This is a genomic window from Streptococcus constellatus (genome assembly GCF_902167705.1).
GTDB lineage: Bacteria > Bacillota > Bacilli > Lactobacillales > Streptococcaceae > Streptococcus > Streptococcus constellatus_A.
The window spans coordinates 53,388-72,625 of record NZ_CABHMZ010000026.1; the positions used below are offsets into that span (position 1 = coordinate 53,388).

At 40.2% G+C, this 19,238-nt stretch carries 17 protein-coding genes; all 17 read right to left on the reverse strand.

Annotated elements, in window-relative coordinates:
- Positions 1–159: 159 nt before the first annotated feature.
- The 17 genes from FQ204_RS07555 to rpoC all read right to left on the reverse strand — a co-directional run bounded on the left by FQ204_RS07555 (position 160) and on the right by rpoC (position 19,214).
- Entirely contained in the window at positions 160–2,289 is a 2,130-nt protein-coding gene (locus FQ204_RS07555) for an ATP-dependent Clp protease ATP-binding subunit (RefSeq protein WP_144210357.1), read from the reverse strand.
- Positions 2,290–2,724: 435 nt separating this feature from the next.
- Positions 2,725–4,539 carry a glutamine--fructose-6-phosphate transaminase (isomerizing) gene (gene glmS, locus FQ204_RS07560; protein ID WP_144210359.1) on the reverse strand — a complete coding sequence of 605 codons (1,815 nt, stop codon included), beginning with the start codon at positions 4,537–4,539 and terminating at the stop codon, positions 2,725–2,727.
- A 342-nt stretch (positions 4,540–4,881) separates the two neighbouring features.
- Complete coding sequence (locus tag FQ204_RS07565) at positions 4,882–6,081, reverse strand: acetate kinase (RefSeq protein WP_144210361.1); 1,200 nt, start codon at positions 6,079–6,081, stop codon at positions 4,882–4,884.
- Positions 6,082–6,142: 61 nt separating this feature from the next.
- Positions 6,143–7,081 carry a class I SAM-dependent methyltransferase gene (locus FQ204_RS07570; RefSeq protein WP_144210363.1) on the reverse strand — a complete coding sequence of 313 codons (939 nt, stop codon included), beginning with the start codon at positions 7,079–7,081 and terminating at the stop codon, positions 6,143–6,145.
- Between the two features lie 84 nt (positions 7,082–7,165).
- On the reverse strand, positions 7,166–7,492 hold the full coding sequence (gene comGG, locus FQ204_RS07575) for a competence type IV pilus minor pilin ComGG (RefSeq protein ID WP_260843569.1): 327 nt from the start codon (positions 7,490–7,492) through the stop codon (positions 7,166–7,168).
- A complete protein-coding gene (gene comGF, locus FQ204_RS07580) occupies positions 7,473–7,910 on the reverse strand; it encodes a competence type IV pilus minor pilin ComGF (protein WP_144210510.1) in 438 nt (145 codons plus the stop codon). The genes comGG and comGF overlap by 20 nt, the downstream gene beginning before the upstream one ends.
- Positions 7,894–8,187: a competence type IV pilus minor pilin ComGE gene (gene comGE, locus FQ204_RS07585; RefSeq protein ID WP_144210365.1), complete on the reverse strand. Its 294-nt coding sequence runs from the start codon at positions 8,185–8,187 to the stop codon at positions 7,894–7,896. The genes comGF and comGE overlap by 17 nt, the downstream gene beginning before the upstream one ends.
- Entirely contained in the window at positions 8,159–8,587 is a 429-nt protein-coding gene (gene comGD / locus FQ204_RS07590; RefSeq protein ID WP_186286703.1) for a competence type IV pilus minor pilin ComGD, read from the reverse strand. The genes comGE and comGD overlap by 29 nt, the downstream gene beginning before the upstream one ends.
- Complete coding sequence (gene comGC / locus FQ204_RS07595; protein ID WP_144210367.1) at positions 8,547–8,864, reverse strand: competence type IV pilus major pilin ComGC; 318 nt, start codon at positions 8,862–8,864, stop codon at positions 8,547–8,549. Before comGC ends, comGD begins: the two co-directional genes overlap by 41 nt.
- Positions 8,861–9,883: a competence type IV pilus assembly protein ComGB gene (gene comGB / locus FQ204_RS07600; RefSeq protein ID WP_260843571.1), complete on the reverse strand. Its 1,023-nt coding sequence runs from the start codon at positions 9,881–9,883 to the stop codon at positions 8,861–8,863. Before comGB ends, comGC begins: the two co-directional genes overlap by 4 nt.
- Complete coding sequence (comGA, locus tag FQ204_RS07605) at positions 9,825–10,766, reverse strand: competence type IV pilus ATPase ComGA (protein ID WP_144210371.1); 942 nt, start codon at positions 10,764–10,766, stop codon at positions 9,825–9,827. Before comGA ends, comGB begins: the two co-directional genes overlap by 59 nt.
- A 69-nt stretch (positions 10,767–10,835) precedes the next feature.
- A complete protein-coding gene (locus FQ204_RS07610; protein WP_144210373.1) occupies positions 10,836–11,201 on the reverse strand; it encodes a DUF1033 family protein in 366 nt (121 codons plus the stop codon).
- Between the two features lie 177 nt (positions 11,202–11,378).
- Positions 11,379–12,725 (reverse strand): type I glutamate--ammonia ligase, encoded by a 1,347-nt coding sequence (gene glnA / locus FQ204_RS07615; RefSeq protein WP_126466436.1) that lies wholly within the window; start codon positions 12,723–12,725, stop codon positions 11,379–11,381.
- A gap of 38 nt (positions 12,726–12,763) precedes the next feature.
- Entirely contained in the window at positions 12,764–13,123 is a 360-nt protein-coding gene (locus FQ204_RS07620) for a MerR family transcriptional regulator (protein ID WP_003028467.1), read from the reverse strand.
- 76 nt (positions 13,124–13,199) lie between these two features.
- Entirely contained in the window at positions 13,200–13,730 is a 531-nt protein-coding gene (locus tag FQ204_RS07625; RefSeq protein WP_144210375.1) for an FUSC family protein, read from the reverse strand.
- Positions 13,731–14,244: 514 nt separating this feature from the next.
- Positions 14,245–15,444: a phosphoglycerate kinase gene (locus FQ204_RS07630; protein WP_144210377.1), complete on the reverse strand. Its 1,200-nt coding sequence runs from the start codon at positions 15,442–15,444 to the stop codon at positions 14,245–14,247.
- 131 nt (positions 15,445–15,575) lie between these two features.
- Entirely contained in the window at positions 15,576–19,214 is a 3,639-nt protein-coding gene (gene rpoC / locus FQ204_RS07635) for a DNA-directed RNA polymerase subunit beta' (RefSeq protein ID WP_144210379.1), read from the reverse strand.
- Between the last annotated feature and the right edge of the window lie 24 nt (positions 19,215–19,238).

Sequence of the window (19,238 nt, forward strand, 5' to 3'; positions counted from 1 at the left end):
TCCTTTTTCTATTTTATTTGTTCTTTATAAACCTATTATAAACCATGTAAGCGGTAACAAAAAGACCAAGAATTACACAAGCAACTGTTCACTCTTGGACTGTGAAAAATATGGGAGCCAAAAACGCCGAGAAATTTCTCAGCGTTTGAACAACGGAATTTATTTTTCACCTTGATTATCTGTTGTTTCCTCAATGACTAATTCATTATCTTTAAGATCTGCCAAAAGATGTTTCACATCCAGATGATCCAGATGATAATCTGTTACTTTGTCACGGATTTGTTGTTCAATCACACGGCGAAGCGGACGAACACCCATGACTTCATCATAACCTTCTTCTGCTAGATAAGCTTTTGCGGCATCCGTTACCGTCAGAGTGATGCCTTTTTTAGCAAGCGTTTGATTGACTTCATCCAGCATCAATTCAACAATCTCAGCCAAATCTTCTTTACCAAGATGAGAGAATTCAATGACTGCATTGAAACGGTTCAAGAATTCTGGACGGAAATATGGTTTCAATCGATCCATAATTTTCATATCCTTTTCTTCATCGCCTGTAAAGCTTTCATAGCCAAATCCTGCGTTAGAAGTAGCGATAATAACTGTATTCTTAAAGTTGACAGTATTTCCTTGACCATCTGTCAAACGGCCATCGTCCAAGACTTGCAGTAACAGCGTGATGACTTGCGGATCAGCTTTTTCGATTTCGTCCAGCAAAATGATTGAGTATGGATTGCGACGAACACGTTCTGTCAACGTATTGCTATTGTCGTCGTAGCCCACATAGCCAGCTGTTGTACCAATCAACTTCGACACAGCTGTACGGTCAGAGTATTCAGACATATCCAAACGGATAATCGCGTCTTTTGTACCAAACATATCTAGCGCTAATTGCTTAGCCAGCTCTGTTTTTCCGACCCCAGTTGGTCCGACAAAGAGGAAACTACCAATCGGACGGTTGCCTTCATCAAAACCTGCACGATTTCTCCGAATAGCACGCGCCACCGCTTCAACCGCTTCATTTTGTCCAATGACTTTTGTCTTCAAGCGCGCATTCATCTCTTTCAAGCGCTCAATATCGCTGCTGCCCATTTGGGAAACAGGAATACCCGTCATGCGTTCTACAGACTCTGCCACATCATTGACAGTTGCTGTCACTTTCATATCTTCTGTATGATTTTCAATTTTCTTTTCCAGCTCTTCAATGCGCATCTTAGCATTCAAAGCCGTTTCAAAATCTTCTTTTTCAACCGCAGTTTCTTGTTTTGCCTTTTGCTCTGCAATTTCACGTTCCACTGCATGCACATCTGTAACAGGGTGTTGAGCTGCCAAGTGAGCCGCTGTCACATCCACCAGGTCAATCGCTTTGTCTGGCAAACTGCGTTGTGGAATATATTGAATCGAATAGTCCACAGCCGCTTTTAACACTTCATCTGGCAAGATAACATTGTGGTGTTTTTCGTACAAATCACGAATTCCTTGCAAAATCTTATAAGTATCCTCTGCAGACGGAGCATTTACTTTTACTTCATTGAAACGGCGAGCCAAAGCCGCATTTTTCAAAATGGTATTGCGGTATTCATCTTGCGTCGTCGCACCAATCACCGTTAAATCCCCACGAGAAAGAGCTGGTTTCAAAATGTCCGCTAAACCTTTAGAACCGCTGTCTCCACCTGTACTTCCGGCACCGAGGATTTGATGAATTTCATCAAAGAAGAGAATGACATTGCCAGCTTCTTTCACTTCAGACACCAAATTTTGAATATTCTCTTCAAAACTGCCGCGATATTGCGTACCTGCTTCTAATCCAGAAATATCTACAGAAATAATTTCCTTATTTTTAATAGCAGCAGGGACATCGCCGTTGACAATCGCTTGTGCCAAACCTTCGACAACTGCGGTCTTACCAACCCCAGCATCTCCGACTAGCACTGGATTATTCTTCGTTCGACGAGATAGAATTTCAGCTGTTTCTTGAATTTCCTTATTGCGTCCAATGACGGGATCAAGCATATCTTGGCGCGCTTCTTCTGTCAAATTGCGACCCAATTTTGCTAAAATGCCATCTTGTTTTGGAGTGCCCGTTTGCGTTTGCATTTGCGGATTTTGACCTTCCACTGCTTGTTTCGGCAGTTTTCCCGTTGCTCGGTATTGTGCAAATTCTTCTGGTGTCACTTCGCGTCCATTGATGAGATAACGCCGGTTTTCACTATTAAAACCTCCCATTCTTCCCATCAATTGATTGAAAAGATCATCCATATTATCAAAGTTGTTGTAGTTGTTATTCATATCTGTACCTCATTTGTTAATTTACATAATTTTTGCAACTGCTTAAAATATAAGACAAAGTGAGCAACTCTATCTTTTGGATTTATATTTATAAAAGGCAGTCAATAGTTTACATAATTTTTAATCTCTTCCAAAATAGAGATGAAATCCTTTTAACTGAACACAGCTAGGAATTTCATCTTGTTTGGACGAGTGTAACGGATTTTATTCCTTTACGTTTACAAATGTAATTATATACTATAAAAATAAAAAAGTCAATAGATTTTTAGAAAAAATTTACATAATTTTTATGTTTTTCTTTTTTAAAAATCGCTTTAATATTAGTCTTTCTAGTTTAAATGTTTATATTTTACATAATCTATGAAAATCAAATTTCCACTTTATCTCAATGGGGCAAAAAAATCACCAAGCACTGTACTTGATGATCCTTTCTTTCTATTCTACGGTAACAGACTTAGCTAAATTCCGTGGTTTGTCTACGTCAAGTCCACGATGCAATGTTGCAAAATAGGCAATCAACTGTGTTGGCACGACCATAGAAATTGGCGACAGGTATGGATGAACAGACATTAAAACAATATCGTCTCCTTCTTTTGCTACATTTTCTTCCACAACAGTCAAGACATTTGCACCACGCGCTACGACCTCTGACACATTTCCACGGGTATGGCTAGCCAATTGCTCATCGGACGAAATCAAGGCGATTACTGGTGTACCGTCTTCAATCAAGGAAATCGTTCCATGTTTTAACTCTCCAGCAGCAAAGCCTTCACACTGGATATAGGAAATTTCTTTTAATTTCAAGCTGGCTTCCATAGCAACATAATAGTCTTGCCCTCGACCAATATAGAAGGCATTGCGTGTTGTAGCGAGCAAATCACGCACTTTTTCGTCAATATTGTCTTTTTCAGATAGCGTCGCCTCAATGGCTTGGGCCACAATGGATAATTCATGCACCAAATCAAACTGCTTCGCTTTTTCATTGCCATTGGCATCTCCAACTGCTTTCGCAAGGAATGCAAGAGTCGCAATTTGCGCTGTGTAAGCCTTGGTGGAAGCTACTGCAATTTCCGGTCCTGCATGAAGTAACATCGTGTGAGTCGCTTCACGAGACAACGTTGAACCTGGTACATTGGTTACCGTCAAGCTCGGAATCCCCATAGCATTGGCTTTGACCAAAACCTGACGGCTATCAGCCGTCTCACCTGATTGGCTAATTAGGATAAACATTGGTTTCTTGCTGAGCAATGGCCATCTGTAACCCCATTCAGAAGAAATGCCTAGTTCAACCGGTGTATCTGTCAATTCTTCCAGCATGCGCTTGGTCGCAAAACCAGCATGATAAGAAGTTCCAGCTGCCAAAATATACAAGCGATCGGCTTCTTGAACAGCTTTGATAATAGCTGGATCTACTGAAATTTGCTCATTCTCATCCGTATAGGCTTGGATGAGTTTACGCATCACGGTTGGCTGCTCATCAATTTCCTTCAGCATATAGTAAGGATAAGTGCCTTTACCAATGTCAGACAAATCAAGCTCTGCTGTGTAGCTTTCACGTTCAACAGGATTACCATCATAATCTTGCACTTGAACACTATCTTTTGTCACAATGACCAATTCTTTATCATGAATTTCCATAAATTCACTTGTTTCACGAATCATCGCCATAGCATCTGAACAGACCATATTGTAGCCTTCTCCCAAGCCAATCAAAAGCGGTGATTTATTTTTGGCAACATAAACTGTATCTGCATCCTCTGCATCCATTAAAGCAAAAGCATAAGAGCCTTCGATAATATGAAGAGCTTTTTTAAATGCTTCAAGAACTGATAAATTCTCTTCCTCAACGAATTTTCCAATCAAGTGAACCGCAATTTCTGTATCTGTCTGACCTTTCAAGTCATGTCCAGCAAGATAAGTATTCTTGATATCTAGATAATTTTCAATAACGCCATTATGCACTAAAACAAAGCGTCCAGTTTGAGACGTATGCGGATGTGCATTGCTCTCACTTGGTTTTCCGTGCGTTGCCCAGCGTGTGTGACCAATACCAGCCGTTCCAGCTACATCAATCCCGATTTTTGAACGAAGGTCAGCAATGCGACCAACCGATTTGACTAAGCTAGATGTTTTCCCAGTTGTCACAAAAATTCCAGCTGAATCATAACCCCGGTATTCTAATTTTTCTAGACCTTGCATTAAAATATCTGTTGCATTTCGATTTCCAACAACTCCAACGATTCCACACATATTGATACTTATAGCAATTAAATTGCTATATCCTCCTTTATTTTATAAATTGGTATAGTCTAATAATATCTATACAAAACAAGCTAAGTCAGTATATAATTTTATTGTGAATTTGTCAACAATAAAATTGGTATAGTTCAAAAAGAAAGTATAGAGGAAATCAAAAGACTTTAAAAGAGCTTATTTCTCTACTAGTAGAGTTAGGCATCTTTATTTACATTGCATGTTTCAAAAACATCAGGCATCCATTTCATCAATGTTTTTACTAACTAGAAACGAAAAAGACTGGATGCCCCAGCCTCTTCTTAAATATTATTGCTATAAATTCAACTTTTTAAAATTTTATTTTTGATTTTTAAATCGTTCAACATCACGCGCAATAACTAACTCTTCATCGGTTGGAATAACCAGAACCCGTACTTTTGCATTTGACGTTGAAATGTCGCCAAAAGTGCCATAAACATTTTTTTCCGGATCCACATCACAGCCAAACCAAGACATTCCTTCAATAACTAGGCGACGAATGGTAACTGAATTTTCACCAATCCCTGCGGTGAAAATGATTGCATCTGCACCATTTAATACGGCGAAATATTGTCCAATATATTTCTTAATGCGATCAACGAACATATCATTCGCCAATTGTGATTTTTCATCACCCGCACGCATGGACGCATGAATGTCTCGCATATCGCTGGATTTTTCAGAAACTCCTAGAAGACCGGATTCCCGATTTAAAATATGGCTAATAGCTTCTGGTGTATTAAAATCATCTGTATGCTCCATCAAATAAGGGATGATAGCCGGATCAATATCCCCTGTGCGAGTTCCCATCATCACGCCACCTAGCGGAGTAAAGCCCATTGAGGTATCTACAGAAATTCCTTTATCAACCGCTGTAATAGAAGCGCCATTCCCAATATGACAAGTAATCAGCTTGAGCTCTTCCAATGGCTTACCAAGCACTTTAGCCGCTTCTTTGGCAACATACTGATGACTTGTTCCATGCGCTCCATATTTACGCACTTTATTTTCCGTATAATACTTAGTTGGTAATGGATAACGGTAAGCCTTTTCAGGCATTGTTGTATGAAATGACGTATCAAACACAACGACACTTGTAATGTCTGGCAACAATTCTTTAAAGGCACGAATTCCTGCTGCATTAGCTTTGTTATGAAGCGGTGCAAGAAGTGCCAATTCTTCTACTTTTTGAATCACTTCTTCGCTATCAACAAGTGCAGATTCTTTAAAATATTCACCACCTGCAACAACGCGATGACCGACACCTGTGATTTCATCATAGGATTTAATAATATCAAAGCGCATCAAATCATCTAACAAAATTTTTACAGCTTGTGTGTGGTCATCAATATCTAAAATTTGTTTTTCCGCACGACCATCAAATTTTACCGTTGAAATGGAATCTTTAAGACCAATTCGTTCAATCAGCCCTTTGGCAATGACTTTTTCAGCTGGCATTTCGTATAATTGCCATTTTAAACTAGAACTTCCGGCATTGATTGAAATTGTTTTTGACATAAGTTACCTCTTTTAAGCGTTTTCATTCATTATATCAAAAACTTGTTTAAATTTCACTTTCTTAGCTCCAATTTTGAAATTTTTCGCTAAATGTCAATAAATCAGCTTGATTTTGCAAATCAGACAAAGCATAAACAAATGGCTGAACAGCTTGTTCATCTTGCTTTTTCAGTACAAAAATTGTCTTGGCATACGCTGCATTTCCAAAAAGAGACTCTGGTAATGCAATCATCGCAACTATCTGCGCATGATTTTGCAGCCAAGTTTTCAGCAAATCACTTTGCGAACTAGTCAATAAATCATTTGGTGCAAGGAAAATAGCATAACCGCCTGACTTGAGATACTTGAGCGATTGTTCCATTAACAAATGATGAGCATAGGTATGCTCCTGTGTACTAGCCACTTCATAGCGCGCCGCAATGCTATCATCAGGATAAAAGCCAACTGGTAAATCGCTAATAATCACATCGCTTTCTTTCAATACTTGTGGGCGTACTGCGTCACCTTGCACAAAACTAACTTTTGCGTCCATCACATCTGCGATACTGGCTGATATATCAATTAGCAGATCGTCCAATTCCAGCCCTAGATAATCGACATTTTTCTTTGTATTATTGAGAATGGTTTCTGCCAAATTTCCCATTCCGCTCCCAATTTCCAAAATATCAATGTTTTCTTTTTTACTGAATTGATCAATGAGAAAAGTTAAGATAAACCCGATAGAATCTGGAGTAAATTGATGATTGGCTTGCAAAGGCTCTGTTTGAGCTGCTTTCATCAGCAAAAATTGGTATGCTCGGCGCCATTCTTCTTTGTTTAATTTCAAAGATTTGAGTGTTTCATTATTTTTTTTGACAGTAGCTAGCTCTGTATTTCCATCCAGATAAATCCCATTTTGTTCTACCAAAGCATCATAAAAATTCGTTAAAAGAGCATTTTGGAGCTCTTGGACATTTTCTAACAAAAGCGTATAAGCCTGTTCTATTTTTTCAAAATTCATAGCATCCTCCGCTCCCTATCATACCAAAATTTAACTCTTTTTGCGAGCAAGGTCTCAGTTACTTACATACAGTTCTATTCTCGCTTATTTGTCTAGTTTGTCATTGATTTGGCTGGTCTTCTCAAGCGGAAAAGAAAATTGATAACGACGACCAGTCTTCATTGTTACGGTCAGGATAAGCTCTTTCTCACCCTTTTGGTCTTGCACATGCCCTTTATCAAATTCCCTTTGCTTAGAATTTTCGTTGGCTAGAACCGCCATTGCATAAGCCTGTGTTCGTTCTCGGTTTAGGGTGAAATTCCTATGATTAGCAGTTTGACGATGAAGATAAAATTGCAAAAGCAAGCTAAAAACAGCTGTTATAAAAAGGGCATAGAGCATAATACCTGCTTTAACTTTTTGTTTCCACACGATAGACAAACTCCCTTTCCAATCCCCGCTTAAATGTCAATCTAATATGAATCAGCTCATTTTTCTGTGAGATTTCTGCTTTTTTCACATCATAAACCATAGGCTGGTAACCTCTCCCATTCGCATTGGTTTTTCTGAAATCTTGTCCACTTGACTTTCCAAATGCAAACACCTTGCTGTCCTGCTTCATGTATAAACGATTGTTCTCCACTTTTTCAAATGAAGAACGAACTAATTCCGCTTCTAGTTGGTCAGCAAACAAAAGCCATTCTCGTTGTTCACTGTGTTGCCGAGCTTGGACCTCAGAAGCCAGAAGCCGCGTCATAGATTGAAACAGCAACACGCTTCCACTAATGACAAAGAGGGCAACCAGAGCCTCTAAAAGGGTAAAAGCTTTCACTTTATTTGCCTTGAACACCAAGAATCAGCTCCTTCCCATGATAAATCTGGATACCTTGTTGACTTTTTTCAACACGCACTTCAATACTGTTCATTGTTAAATAGCTTTGCTTTGTCTGCAAGGCCATGTTAGCTACCCTTAGAACTTCTTCTTCTCTCAGCAAATCATTTTCGACTTTTCGAGACTGGTGAATTTGCCCTAACAACAGGGTCACAATGGTCGCAAAAACACCTAAAACCAGCAGCGCTTCTAATAAAATCGTTCCTCTAACGTGTTGTTTTCTTAAATTTCCCATTTCCTAGATATAATTGATATGTAATTGTCTGCTTTTTTGTCTGAAACACAATCTTTCCGAGCGATGAATTACCACCTGCCTTATCAAAATGAAGTGTCAAATCATCTGGAGCTTGAATCGAGCGAGGAACCGCCAAATGTGTGTAACCATTGGAAATCCTCTCACGAGAAAAATTCATATCCAACTGACTTTGAGCTGAACTGCTCAACTTCTGACTTTCCCGATAAAAATGCTCAAACTCCAGAAAGAAAATCTGCTCTTCCACCTGTTCAAAAGAAGAACGAACAGAGCCCGATACCACAAGCAATAAAAAACTTGTTACAAATAAGGTCAGCAAACTTTCCAAAAGCGTAAATCCCTTAATCTGCAATGGAACGAGCTTCTTTTGTATGTTTCGCATAGTAAGCCTTATAGGAGGCCGCTTGCTTGTCTGTTATTGTGCCTTCGTTGACTAATTTTGAGAGTGTCGCTTTTTCATTGGTGTGATTGACCTCAAACAGCTCCGCTTGGCTTTCCACAACTTTTACCACAGCTGCATTTCCTTTTTCCGTTACCGCTTCTTTTTGCTTGGTCAAATTCGGCACAAACAAGAGCATCAAAACACTAATGATAAGAAGCACGACTAACATTTCTACTAAAGTAAAACCTTTAACCTTCAAACTTTTTAATTTTTTCATAATTGAACCTCCATATTTTGATAAATTGGCAGCAACATGGCTGCATATAACAATACAATCATCAAGGCCACAAAGACAAACACTAGTGGCTGAATAACATTCATTGCTTGATGAACACGTTTAAAAAATATCTCCCGTGTTTTTTGAGCATAAACTTCTAATTCACACCCCAATTTGGATTTCACTTCACCGTATTCAATTATCAAGCCTAATTCCTTTTTAAAAAATGGATAATATTTCACTACTTGTGAAAATTCCTGACCATTTTGCAACGCAATTTCTAAATCTTTCCCAATTTCTTGGAACATAGCAGAGCGTTGCCCTTGCATCATCTGAAAAATCTGACTAAGTTCTAAACCTTGACCAATCATATTTCCCCATTCTCTCGCATAATAAGCTGTCAAATACGTTTGAATAAAAGTGCCCAAAAAAGGAAGGCGAGCCAACAAACCAAAGGCTACTATTTTTGAGCTTTTTCTAAACCAATAAAAACCTATCGCGAACAAAACAAGGACTACTCCTAGTGACCCCAGAAAAATGTGCGGCAACTGACTAATCAGCTGCGTTGCTACATTTTGACGCTCTAACTGCGGAAGCAAATAATTGCGCAGCCCTAACATGATGAACACTAAAAAGATGAGTAAAATGAATGGATAAGTGGCTACCTCAATTAACTTTTTCTTGACTTTTGAGACATTTTCCAAGTATTCCTCAATCTTACTCAAGCTGAGTGAGAGATTTCCGTGTAACTCCGCCAATGAAAGCTGTGTCACCACATTATCTGAAAAGCCTAAGCTTGCCATGATGTCTGAAAAAGGTTTTCCTGTTGCTAAACCCTCTTTCATCTTTTCTACATAAGCTTTTTCTAACAGGGCGCTCCGCTTCAAAAAGTCAATAATTTCTGCCAAATGAAAGCCGCTAGAAAAAAGATTATTCAGCAACTCTACGACCTTTTTCTGCTTAACTGTGGATAATTTTTTCCGCTTCTGCCTGCTCAAGATTGATATGTCCTGCTGCATAAAGCTGATCAATCTGTCGATTCCAGTCGCTTGGCTCGTGTTCTTGATACTTTTCACTGACAAAATCCACTATTCCTCCTTTCGCAATTAAGCGTTGGTAACAAATCCCTTGCAAGACAATTTTCAGCTCTGCTTCTGTCACTCCCAATTCTAGCAACCGTTCATAGACACCTCGCACGCTTTTAGCATGAATCGTTGAAAAGACAGTCACTCCTGTCAAGCTAGCCCGTACAACTGCCCGCGCCGTCTCCGCATCTCGGATTTCTCCGATAATCAATAAATCCGGTCGATGTCGAAGAGAGAGTTTAATCAAACCTTCATAAGTCAAACCAATCGCTTCATTGAGTTGCAATTGCAACATGTCAGCTTGTTTAATTTCAACAGGGTCTTCAATGGACATGATTTGCTGACCAGCAAAACGCTCTTGAGCTAGTTGGTGCATGAGAGTCGTTTTGCCACTTCCTACCGGTCCTGAAAAAAGGTAAAGTCCGCGTTGTTTAAAGCATTCTTTCAACTCTGAAATTTGAGCAAACCAAAACTTCAACTCTGCTTCTTCATCATGCAATAGACGAATTACCAGACTTTCATATCCGCGATAATCCCCTACCGTTGACAATCGGAGTGACGCTTTCTTGTCACCATATCGATAATCGCAAGAACCGAGTTGGCTTCTACGTTTTTCGCCGACATTCATCCCAGCTGTAAACTTAAAATGACTAATCACCGCTGCCAGTTCTTCAAATGCATACTGTTGCATAAAACGCCGTTCATCACCAATTCGCATATACAGCTCGTACACATTTTCCTTTGGAACAAAATAAATGTCCTGCGCCTGTTCTTCCTTAGCTTGGCGAATAATAGCCTGTGCAATATTTTGAACCATATCTCCTCCTCACTTTATACTATTCGCAGAAGAAAATAAAAAAATGATGAAAAATCACCATTTTGTAAATTATTTAAACGTTAGAGAGCAAGCACGATGTTCCTCTTCACTATTTTGTTTGTTATAGCCCGGTCTCCATTTCTCTTTAGGAATGGCACTATCATTTTCCAACAAAGCGAGAGAATGGTATTGCTGGACAGAATCACTACATTCCTCACACCAGCGCAAATCTCCTGCATCCCAAAAAATAGACATTAAATCACTTCGACTTTTGTAGAAAGGAAAAGCAGCTGCTAACTTCAGCCATTGGCGCTTATAATACTTTAAAGTAGTATAATAGTCATCAAAATGTTGTACAGATACGATATTAGCTTCCCAATCATCAAAAAACCACCAAGGTTCATCTTTACCATACATTTCAATCACACAATACACCTGCTTCACCTCCCTTTGTTCTGTTTATTATATCGAAAATGTCATAATTTTCAATAAATATGCTCCATTTTTTCGTCATTTGCTCAAAAATGTAGAAAAAGCGGCATTCTTCTGATGAGTGATTTCTCATTCATCAGATAAGAAAACGAGACTTTTCTAAGCCTCGTTTCCAACTTTTTAATACAAATCAAGGTAGTTATCTACTTCCCATTGGGAAACGAAAGTGGCATAGCTTGCCCATTCGATGCGTTTTGCTTCTACAAAACTTGTATAGATATGGCTACCCAAGGCAGCTTTTACAACTTCATCTTCTGTTAGTGCTTTCACTGCATTGTGGAGAGTAGACGGAAGGTCTGTAATACCCGCTTCTTTACGTTCTTCTGCTGTCATAACATAGATATTTTCTTCAATTGGAGCAGGTGCTTCAATTTTATTTTCAATCCCATGAAGTCCAACTTCAAGAAGAACCGCCATAGCAATATAAGGGTTAGCCATTGGATCAACAGAGCGCAATTCCAAGCGTGTTCCCATACCGCGTGAAGCTGGTACACGAACAAGCGGAGAACGGTTCCGTCCTGCCCAAGCAATATACACAGGAGCTTCATAGCCAGGAACCAAACGTTTGTAAGAATTGACAGTCGGATTCATGATAGCTGTATAATTGTAAGCATGCTTAATCAGACCGCCAAGGAAATAATAGGCCGTTTTTGATAATTGCATGCCATTTGGATCTTCTGGATCAAAGAAAGCATTTTGACCATCTTGATTAAAGAGTGACATGTTACAGTGCATACCTGAGCCGGCAATACCAAATTTTGGTTTCGCCATAAAAGTAGCGTACAAACCATGCTTGCGGGCAATCGTCTTAACAACTAGCTTAAACAACTGAATCTTATCACAGGCACGGAGCACTTCATCATATTTAAAGTCAATTTCGTGCTGACCGATAGCTACCTCATGGTGACTGGCTTCTACTTCAAATCCCATTGTTGTAAGGACATTGACGATTTCACGGCGAGTATTGTCAGCCAGGTCAGTCGGAGCAAGGTCAAAATAGCCACCTTTATCATTTACCTCAAGAGTTGGGTCGCCATTTTCATCCAATTTGAAAAGGAAAAATTCTGGCTCAGGACCTAAATTAAAGGATTTGAATCCTAATTCTTCCATGTGACGCAAAGCACGTTTCAAATTTCCACGCGGATCCCCTTTAAAAGGCGTTCCTTCTGTTGTATAGACATCACAAATCAGTCCTGCGACACTTCCGTTTTCGTCTCCCCAAGGGAAAACCGTCCATGTATCCAAGTCAGGATAAAGATACATATCTGACTCGTTGATACGCACGAAACCTTCGATAGAAGAACCATCGAACATCACTTTATTGGATAAAACTTTATTCAGCTGTTCATCTGTCGCTGGAATTTCAACGTTTTTCATCGTTCCTAAAACATCCGAAAACATCAAACGGATAAAGGTAACATTTTTTTCTTTTACTTCGCGACGAATGTCAGCTACTGTAATTGGCATGAGTATCTCCTTATGAAATTTAAAAAAATTGATATTGGTCAATGCATCCGACCAAATGGTGGAAGGGAAGAAGCAAAGCGACCTTGTTGTAAAATGTCTTTATGAAGGGCTCGACGAACATCTTTCTCGCTCACCGGCTTTTTATATTTCGCTTCGCGCTCAGCATACTTCCGCTTAATCGCAGCGATATTGTAACCTTCTGAAATATAATCTTTAATCTCCAATAAGCGATCCATATCATTTAATGAATACATGCGGCGATTTCCTTCATTTCGATCAGGCTTAATCAATTCTTGATCTTCATAATAACGAATCTGACGTGCTGTCAAATCCGTCAATTTCATAACGCTACCAATGGGAAAAACAGCCATATTGCGACGAAATTCCTTTTCCTTCATTGCAAATTCCTTTCTTATGCTCTATTATAATCTGAAAAAATTTCTATGTCAAGAATTCATGTTATATTTTCTGACATCATTCTTCGTTTTTTAATTTTAACACCTTCCGCAGACGATCCACATCAGAATTGACCAGACTGGCAACGAATACACCCATAAAGGTTTCAAATACCCGTGCAAAAACATATAAAATAGTCTCTCCTGTCGGAATGGACAAGGTAATGATTAACATGGCAGAAACGCCACCAATTACCCCCGCCTTGTTGTTCATAGCAACATTTGTCATAATCGTTAGCATAGTACAAATAGGAACGACTAACAAAGTTACCCAAAACTGCTCATGAAACAGATTATTGATAAGAAAGAAGAGCAAGGCATAGAAACCGCCAATGCTATTCCCTAAAATACGAGAGGTCCCAAAATGAACGCTCTTATCAAAGTCTTCGCGCAGACTGAAAACGGTCGTCAGAGCACCAATCTGTAACCCTTTCCAGCCAAAAAGCCCAAAGACAAGAAGAACGATAAAAACGGCAACTCCTGTCTTAAAGGTCCGCATTCCTAATTTAAATTTCGATTTATCAAATTTGTACTTCTTAAAATAACCCATTCATGCATTTCCTTTTATCTTTATTCTAACATATTTTAGAGAAAAGATAATAATGATTACAAGAAATGAAAACAATTTCTTTTCATTCTAAAAAGCGGAAACATGTTCCACAAGTCCTAACTGCAACTTTCAAGCACTGCTGTGAGCAATCAGCTACTGCAGTCATCATTTATGATTACATAAATTTGAGACTGGAAATTTTTTGTTCCAGTCTCCTTTAGAATTATTGTTCAGTAAGTGCTACAAGTCCTTACAGTACTTTATCTTTACCTCCACTGATTTTCTTAGCTCACTTCGTTTCGCGGAAAATCTAGCGTATGCACTAGAAAAGAGCTGACATCCAGCTCTTTTCATCTACTTATATCCCAGTAGCTAAATGGCAGTTCACTGCGCGAAGCTCGTGACCAACCTATTCAGCCTTGCGGGGTTCAACCCTTCCAGTGGATGAGTTGAAGTTGTCACCTAAAAATCCGAAGTGACAATCTACGAAATCAAAGATTTCTGACTGACCACCTTATTTTTCTGTCAAAGCAGCCAATCCTAGCAATACTTTACCTTCAAGAAGCTCCATGCTTGCGCCTCCGCCTGTAGAAATCCATGAGAATTTGTCTGCACGACCAAGGTTGATAGCTGCAGCTGCTGAGTCACCACCACCGATGATAGATTTCACGCCTGGTTGTTTCACAATAGCGTCCATAACACCGATTGTACCAGCTTGGAAGTCAGGATTTTCAAAGACACCCATTGGACCATTCCAAACAACTGTTTTCGCACCAGTTAATTCTTGGTCAAATTTAGCGATTGATTTAGGACCAATATCAAGTCCAAGGAAACCAGGGTCTACTGCTTCACCTTCAGTATCTTTCACTTCAGTGTAGTCCGCAAAAGCATTTGCTTCTTTAGAGTCAACTGGCAAAATGAGTTTACCGTTTGATTTTTCAAGAAGAGCTTTTGCAACATCCAATTTATCTTCTTCAACAAGTGAGTTACCGATTTCGATACCTTGAGCTTTGTAGAAAGTGTAAGTCATACCACCACCGATAAGGACTTTATCAGCTTTTTCAAGAAGATTTTCGATAACACCGATCTTGTCAGAAACTTTTGAACCACCAAGGATGGCTACGAATGGACGAACTGGATTTTCAACAGCTTCTTTGATATAAGCAATTTCGTTTTCAAGAAGGAAACCTGCAACTGCTTTTTCAACGTTTGCTGAGATACCAACATTAGATGCGTGCGCACGGTGAGCTGTACCAAATGCATCATTTACAAAGATACCGTCTCCAAGGCTTGCCCAATATTTACCAAGTTCTGGATCGTTTTTAGATTCTTTCTTGCCATCTACATCTTCGAAGCGAGTGTTTTCAACCAAAAGGACTTCACCGTCTTTAAGAGCATTGATAGCTGCTTCAAGCTCTGCTCCACGAGTCACTCCTGGAAGGAAAGCAACATCTTGACCTAATTTTTTAGCTAAATCAGCCGCAACTGGTGCAAGAGATTTACCTTCTTTATCAGCTTCTTCTTTCACACGTCCAAGGTGAGAAAAGAGAACAGCGCGTCCACCTTGTTCAAGGATGTACTTAATTGTTGGAAGAGCAGCTGAGATACGGTTATCATTTGTGATAACTCCGTCTTTAAGCGGCACATTGAAATCAACGCGAACAAGGACTTTTTTACCTTTTAATTCAACGTCTTTAACAGTAAGTTTTGCCATGTTACAAAAACTCCTTTTTCTATTTTATACGAAACTATTATATCATATTTTCTAAAAGTTTTCTTGATATAAGGAAAGTTTTCACAAAATAATTTTGAATATGAAAAGAGCCGAGAAAACTCGACTCTTTATTATTCTGCTGAAGATATTTCTTCAACCATTTCTGTTGCAGTTGTGTCTTCGATAATTTCAACTTCATTGACAGCTTGCGGTTCAAGGTTACGGTAACGAGCCATACCTGTACCAGCTGGGATGATTTTACCAATGATAACATTTTCCTTCAAACCAAGCAGATGATCTTTCTTACCACGGATAGCCGCGTCCGTCAGAACACGAGTGGTTTCTTGGAAGGAAGCAGCTGATAGGAAGCTATTGGTTTCCAGAGAGGCCTTGGTAATTCCCATAAGGACTGGACGAGCAGTCGCAGGAACTCCTCCAGAGATAACCACATCACGGTTAGCATCAGTAAAGTCTGTGATATCCATGAGTGTACCCATGAGAAGGTCTGTGTCTCCTGGATCCATGACACGCACTTTACGAATCATTTGACGAACCATTACCTCGATGTGTTTGTCACCGATTTCTACCCCTTGGCTGCGGTAAACTTTTTGTACTTCAGCCAGCAGGTAAGTTTCAACAGACAAGACATCACGGACAGCCAATAAATGTTTCGGTTGGATAGAACCTTCTGTTAGTGCTGCCCCACGAGAAACTTGGTCGCCTACAGCCACTTTCATGCGAGCTGTAAATGGTACAACGTATTCTCCTTCACCAGTTGCACCCTTAACAAAGACTTTCTTGGTTCGAGTGGAAGCATCTTCTTCAATCGCAGTAACTTCACCTTTAACTTCTGTGATGACTGCTTCCCCTTTCGGATTGCGAGCTTCAAAGATTTCTTGAACCCGAGGAAGACCTTGAGTGATATCCGTATTAGAAGCAACACCACCCGTGTGGAAAGTACGCATGGTAAGCTGTGTACCAGGTTCACCGATAGATTGGGCAGCAATCGTTCCGACTGCTTCACCAACTTCAACTGCGTCACCCGTTGCCAAGTTGATACCGTAACAACGACGGCAGACACCATGACGTGTATTACATGTAAAGACAGAGCGAATAGTGACTTCTTCAACACCAGCGTTGACAATTTCACGCGCCATATCCTCTGTAATCAATACATCTGGACCAACGATGATTTCACCTGTTTCAGGATGTTTAACCGTTTTCTTCGTATAACGACCAATCAAACGTTCTTCTAACGGCTCAATCATTTCTTTACCGTCAGTAATAGAGCGAATCACAAGACCACGATCCGTACCACAGTCGTCTTCACGAATGATAACATCTTGCGCCACATCAACCAAACGACGAGTCAAATAACCTGAGTCGGCAGTCTTAAGGGCTGTGTCGGTCATCCCTTTACGAGCACCGTGAGTAGAGAAGAACATTTCCAAAACAGACAGACCTTCACGGAAGTTAGATAAAATCGGCAATTCCATGATACGTCCGTTCGGAGCCGCCATCAAACCACGCATACCAGCAAGTTGCGAGAAGTTAGAGATATTACCACGGGCTCCAGAGTCCATCATCATAACGATTGGGTTCTTAGGATCTTGATTAGCAATCAAACGTTTTTCTAACTTTTCACGAGCTGCACGCCACTCAGCTGTAACCGCGTTATAGCGCTCATCGTCTGTAATCATACCACGACGGAATTGTTTCGTGATTTGTTCCACACGTTTGTGAGACTCTTCGATAATTTCTGCCTTGTCTTCAACGACTGGAATATCAGCAATCCCTACAGTCAAGCCAGCAAGTGTTGAATGATGATAACCAAGATCTTTCAGACGGTCAAGGAAAGCAGAGGTTTCAGTTGTACGGAAGCGTTTGAAGATTTCAGCGATGATATTTCCAAGATTTTTCTTCTTGAATGGCACATTTAATTCAAGTTTGCTGATGGCTTCTTTGACATCTTGACCAGGCTCTAAGAAGTATTTAGCTGGCACACCTTCTGCCATGTTTGAGGCATTTGGCTCTTGCAAATATGGCAATTCATCTGGCATGATATCATTGAAAAGAATCTTACCAACTGTTGTCAAGAGAATCTTGTGTTTTTGATCTTCTGTCCATGGTTTGTTTAAACTATCCGTCGCAATCCCAACACGCGTATGTAAGTGAACATAGCCATTGCGGAGAGCCATTACAGCTTCATCACGGTCTTTAAAGACCATTCCTTCTCCTTCACGACCAGCTTCTTCCATAGTCAGGTAGTAGTTCCCCAAGACCATATCCTGTGAAGGTGTTACTACTGGCTTCCCGTCTTTTGGATTGAGGATGTGTTCAGCAGCTAGCATGAGAATCCGTGCTTCTGCTTGAGCTTCTTCTGACAACGGCACGTGAATCGCCATTTGGTCTCCGTCAAAGTCGGCATTATAGGCCTCACACACAAGCGGGTGCAAGCGAAGAGCTTTCCCGTCAATCAAGACTGGCTCAAATGCTTGAATCCCTAATCTGTGAAGCGTCGGTGCGCGGTTAAGGAGCACTGGGTGTTCTTTAATGACATCTTCTAAGATATCCCAAATGCGTTCATCATTCCGCTCTACCAAACGCTTAGCAGCTTTGACATTTTGCACAATATCACGCGCGACAATTTCACGCATGACAAACGGTTTGAAAAGCTCAATAGCCATTTCACGCGGCACACCACATTGGTACATCTTGAGTGTCGGACCAACTGCAATAACCGAACGTCCTGAGAAATCAACCCGTTTTCCGAGCAAGTTTTGACGGAAACGACCTTGTTTTCCTTTGAGCATGTGGCTCAATGATTTGAGCGGACGGCTACCTGGTCCAGTAATTGGACGACCACGACGACCATTGTCAATCAGAGCATCAACCGCTTCTTGCAACATCCGCTTTTCATTTTGCACAATGATTCCAGGAGCATTTAATTCCAAAAGACGTGCCAAACGATTATTACGATTGATAACACGACGGTAAAGGTCGTTCAAGTCAGAAGAGGCGAAGCGTCCACCGTCCAACTGAAGCATTGGACGCAAGTCTGGCGGAATAACTGGCAAGATGTTTAAGACCATCCATTCTGGTTTGTTACCAGATTTTTGGAAAGCATCTAAAACATCCAAACGACGAATAGCTTTTACGCGCTTTTGCCCAGTTGCTGTTTTTAATTCTTCTTTGAGCTCTGCAATTTCTTTTTCCAAATCTACTTGTTTCAAGAGATCTTGGATTGCTTCAGCTCCCATTTTTGCAACAAAGGAACCTTGACCATATTCACGTAAGCGTTCACGATATTCCCGCTCCGTCATAATGGATTTGTGCTCAAGCGGCGTATCTTTTGGATCAATCACCACATAAGCTGCAAAATAGATGACTTCTTCAAGAGCACGAGGACTCATATCCAAGGTCAAGCCCATTCGGCTTGGGATTCCTTTAAAATACCAAATATGAGAAACTGGCGCCTTTAGCTCAATATGCCCCATGCGTTCACGACGAACTTTGGTACGAGTTACTTCAACACCACAACGGTCACAAATGATTCCTTTATAACGAATCCGTTTATATTTTCCACACGCACATTCCCAGTCTTTCGTAGGACCAAAGATGACTTCATCAAAAAGCCCTTCGCGTTCTGGTTTTAGTGTGCGGTAGTTAATTGTTTCAGGTTTCTTCACTTCCCCGTAAGACCAAGAGCGGACTTTACTAGGAGAAGCTAGGGTGATTTGCATACTTTGAAAACGATTTACATCAACCACTATTTCTTACCTTTCTTTATTATC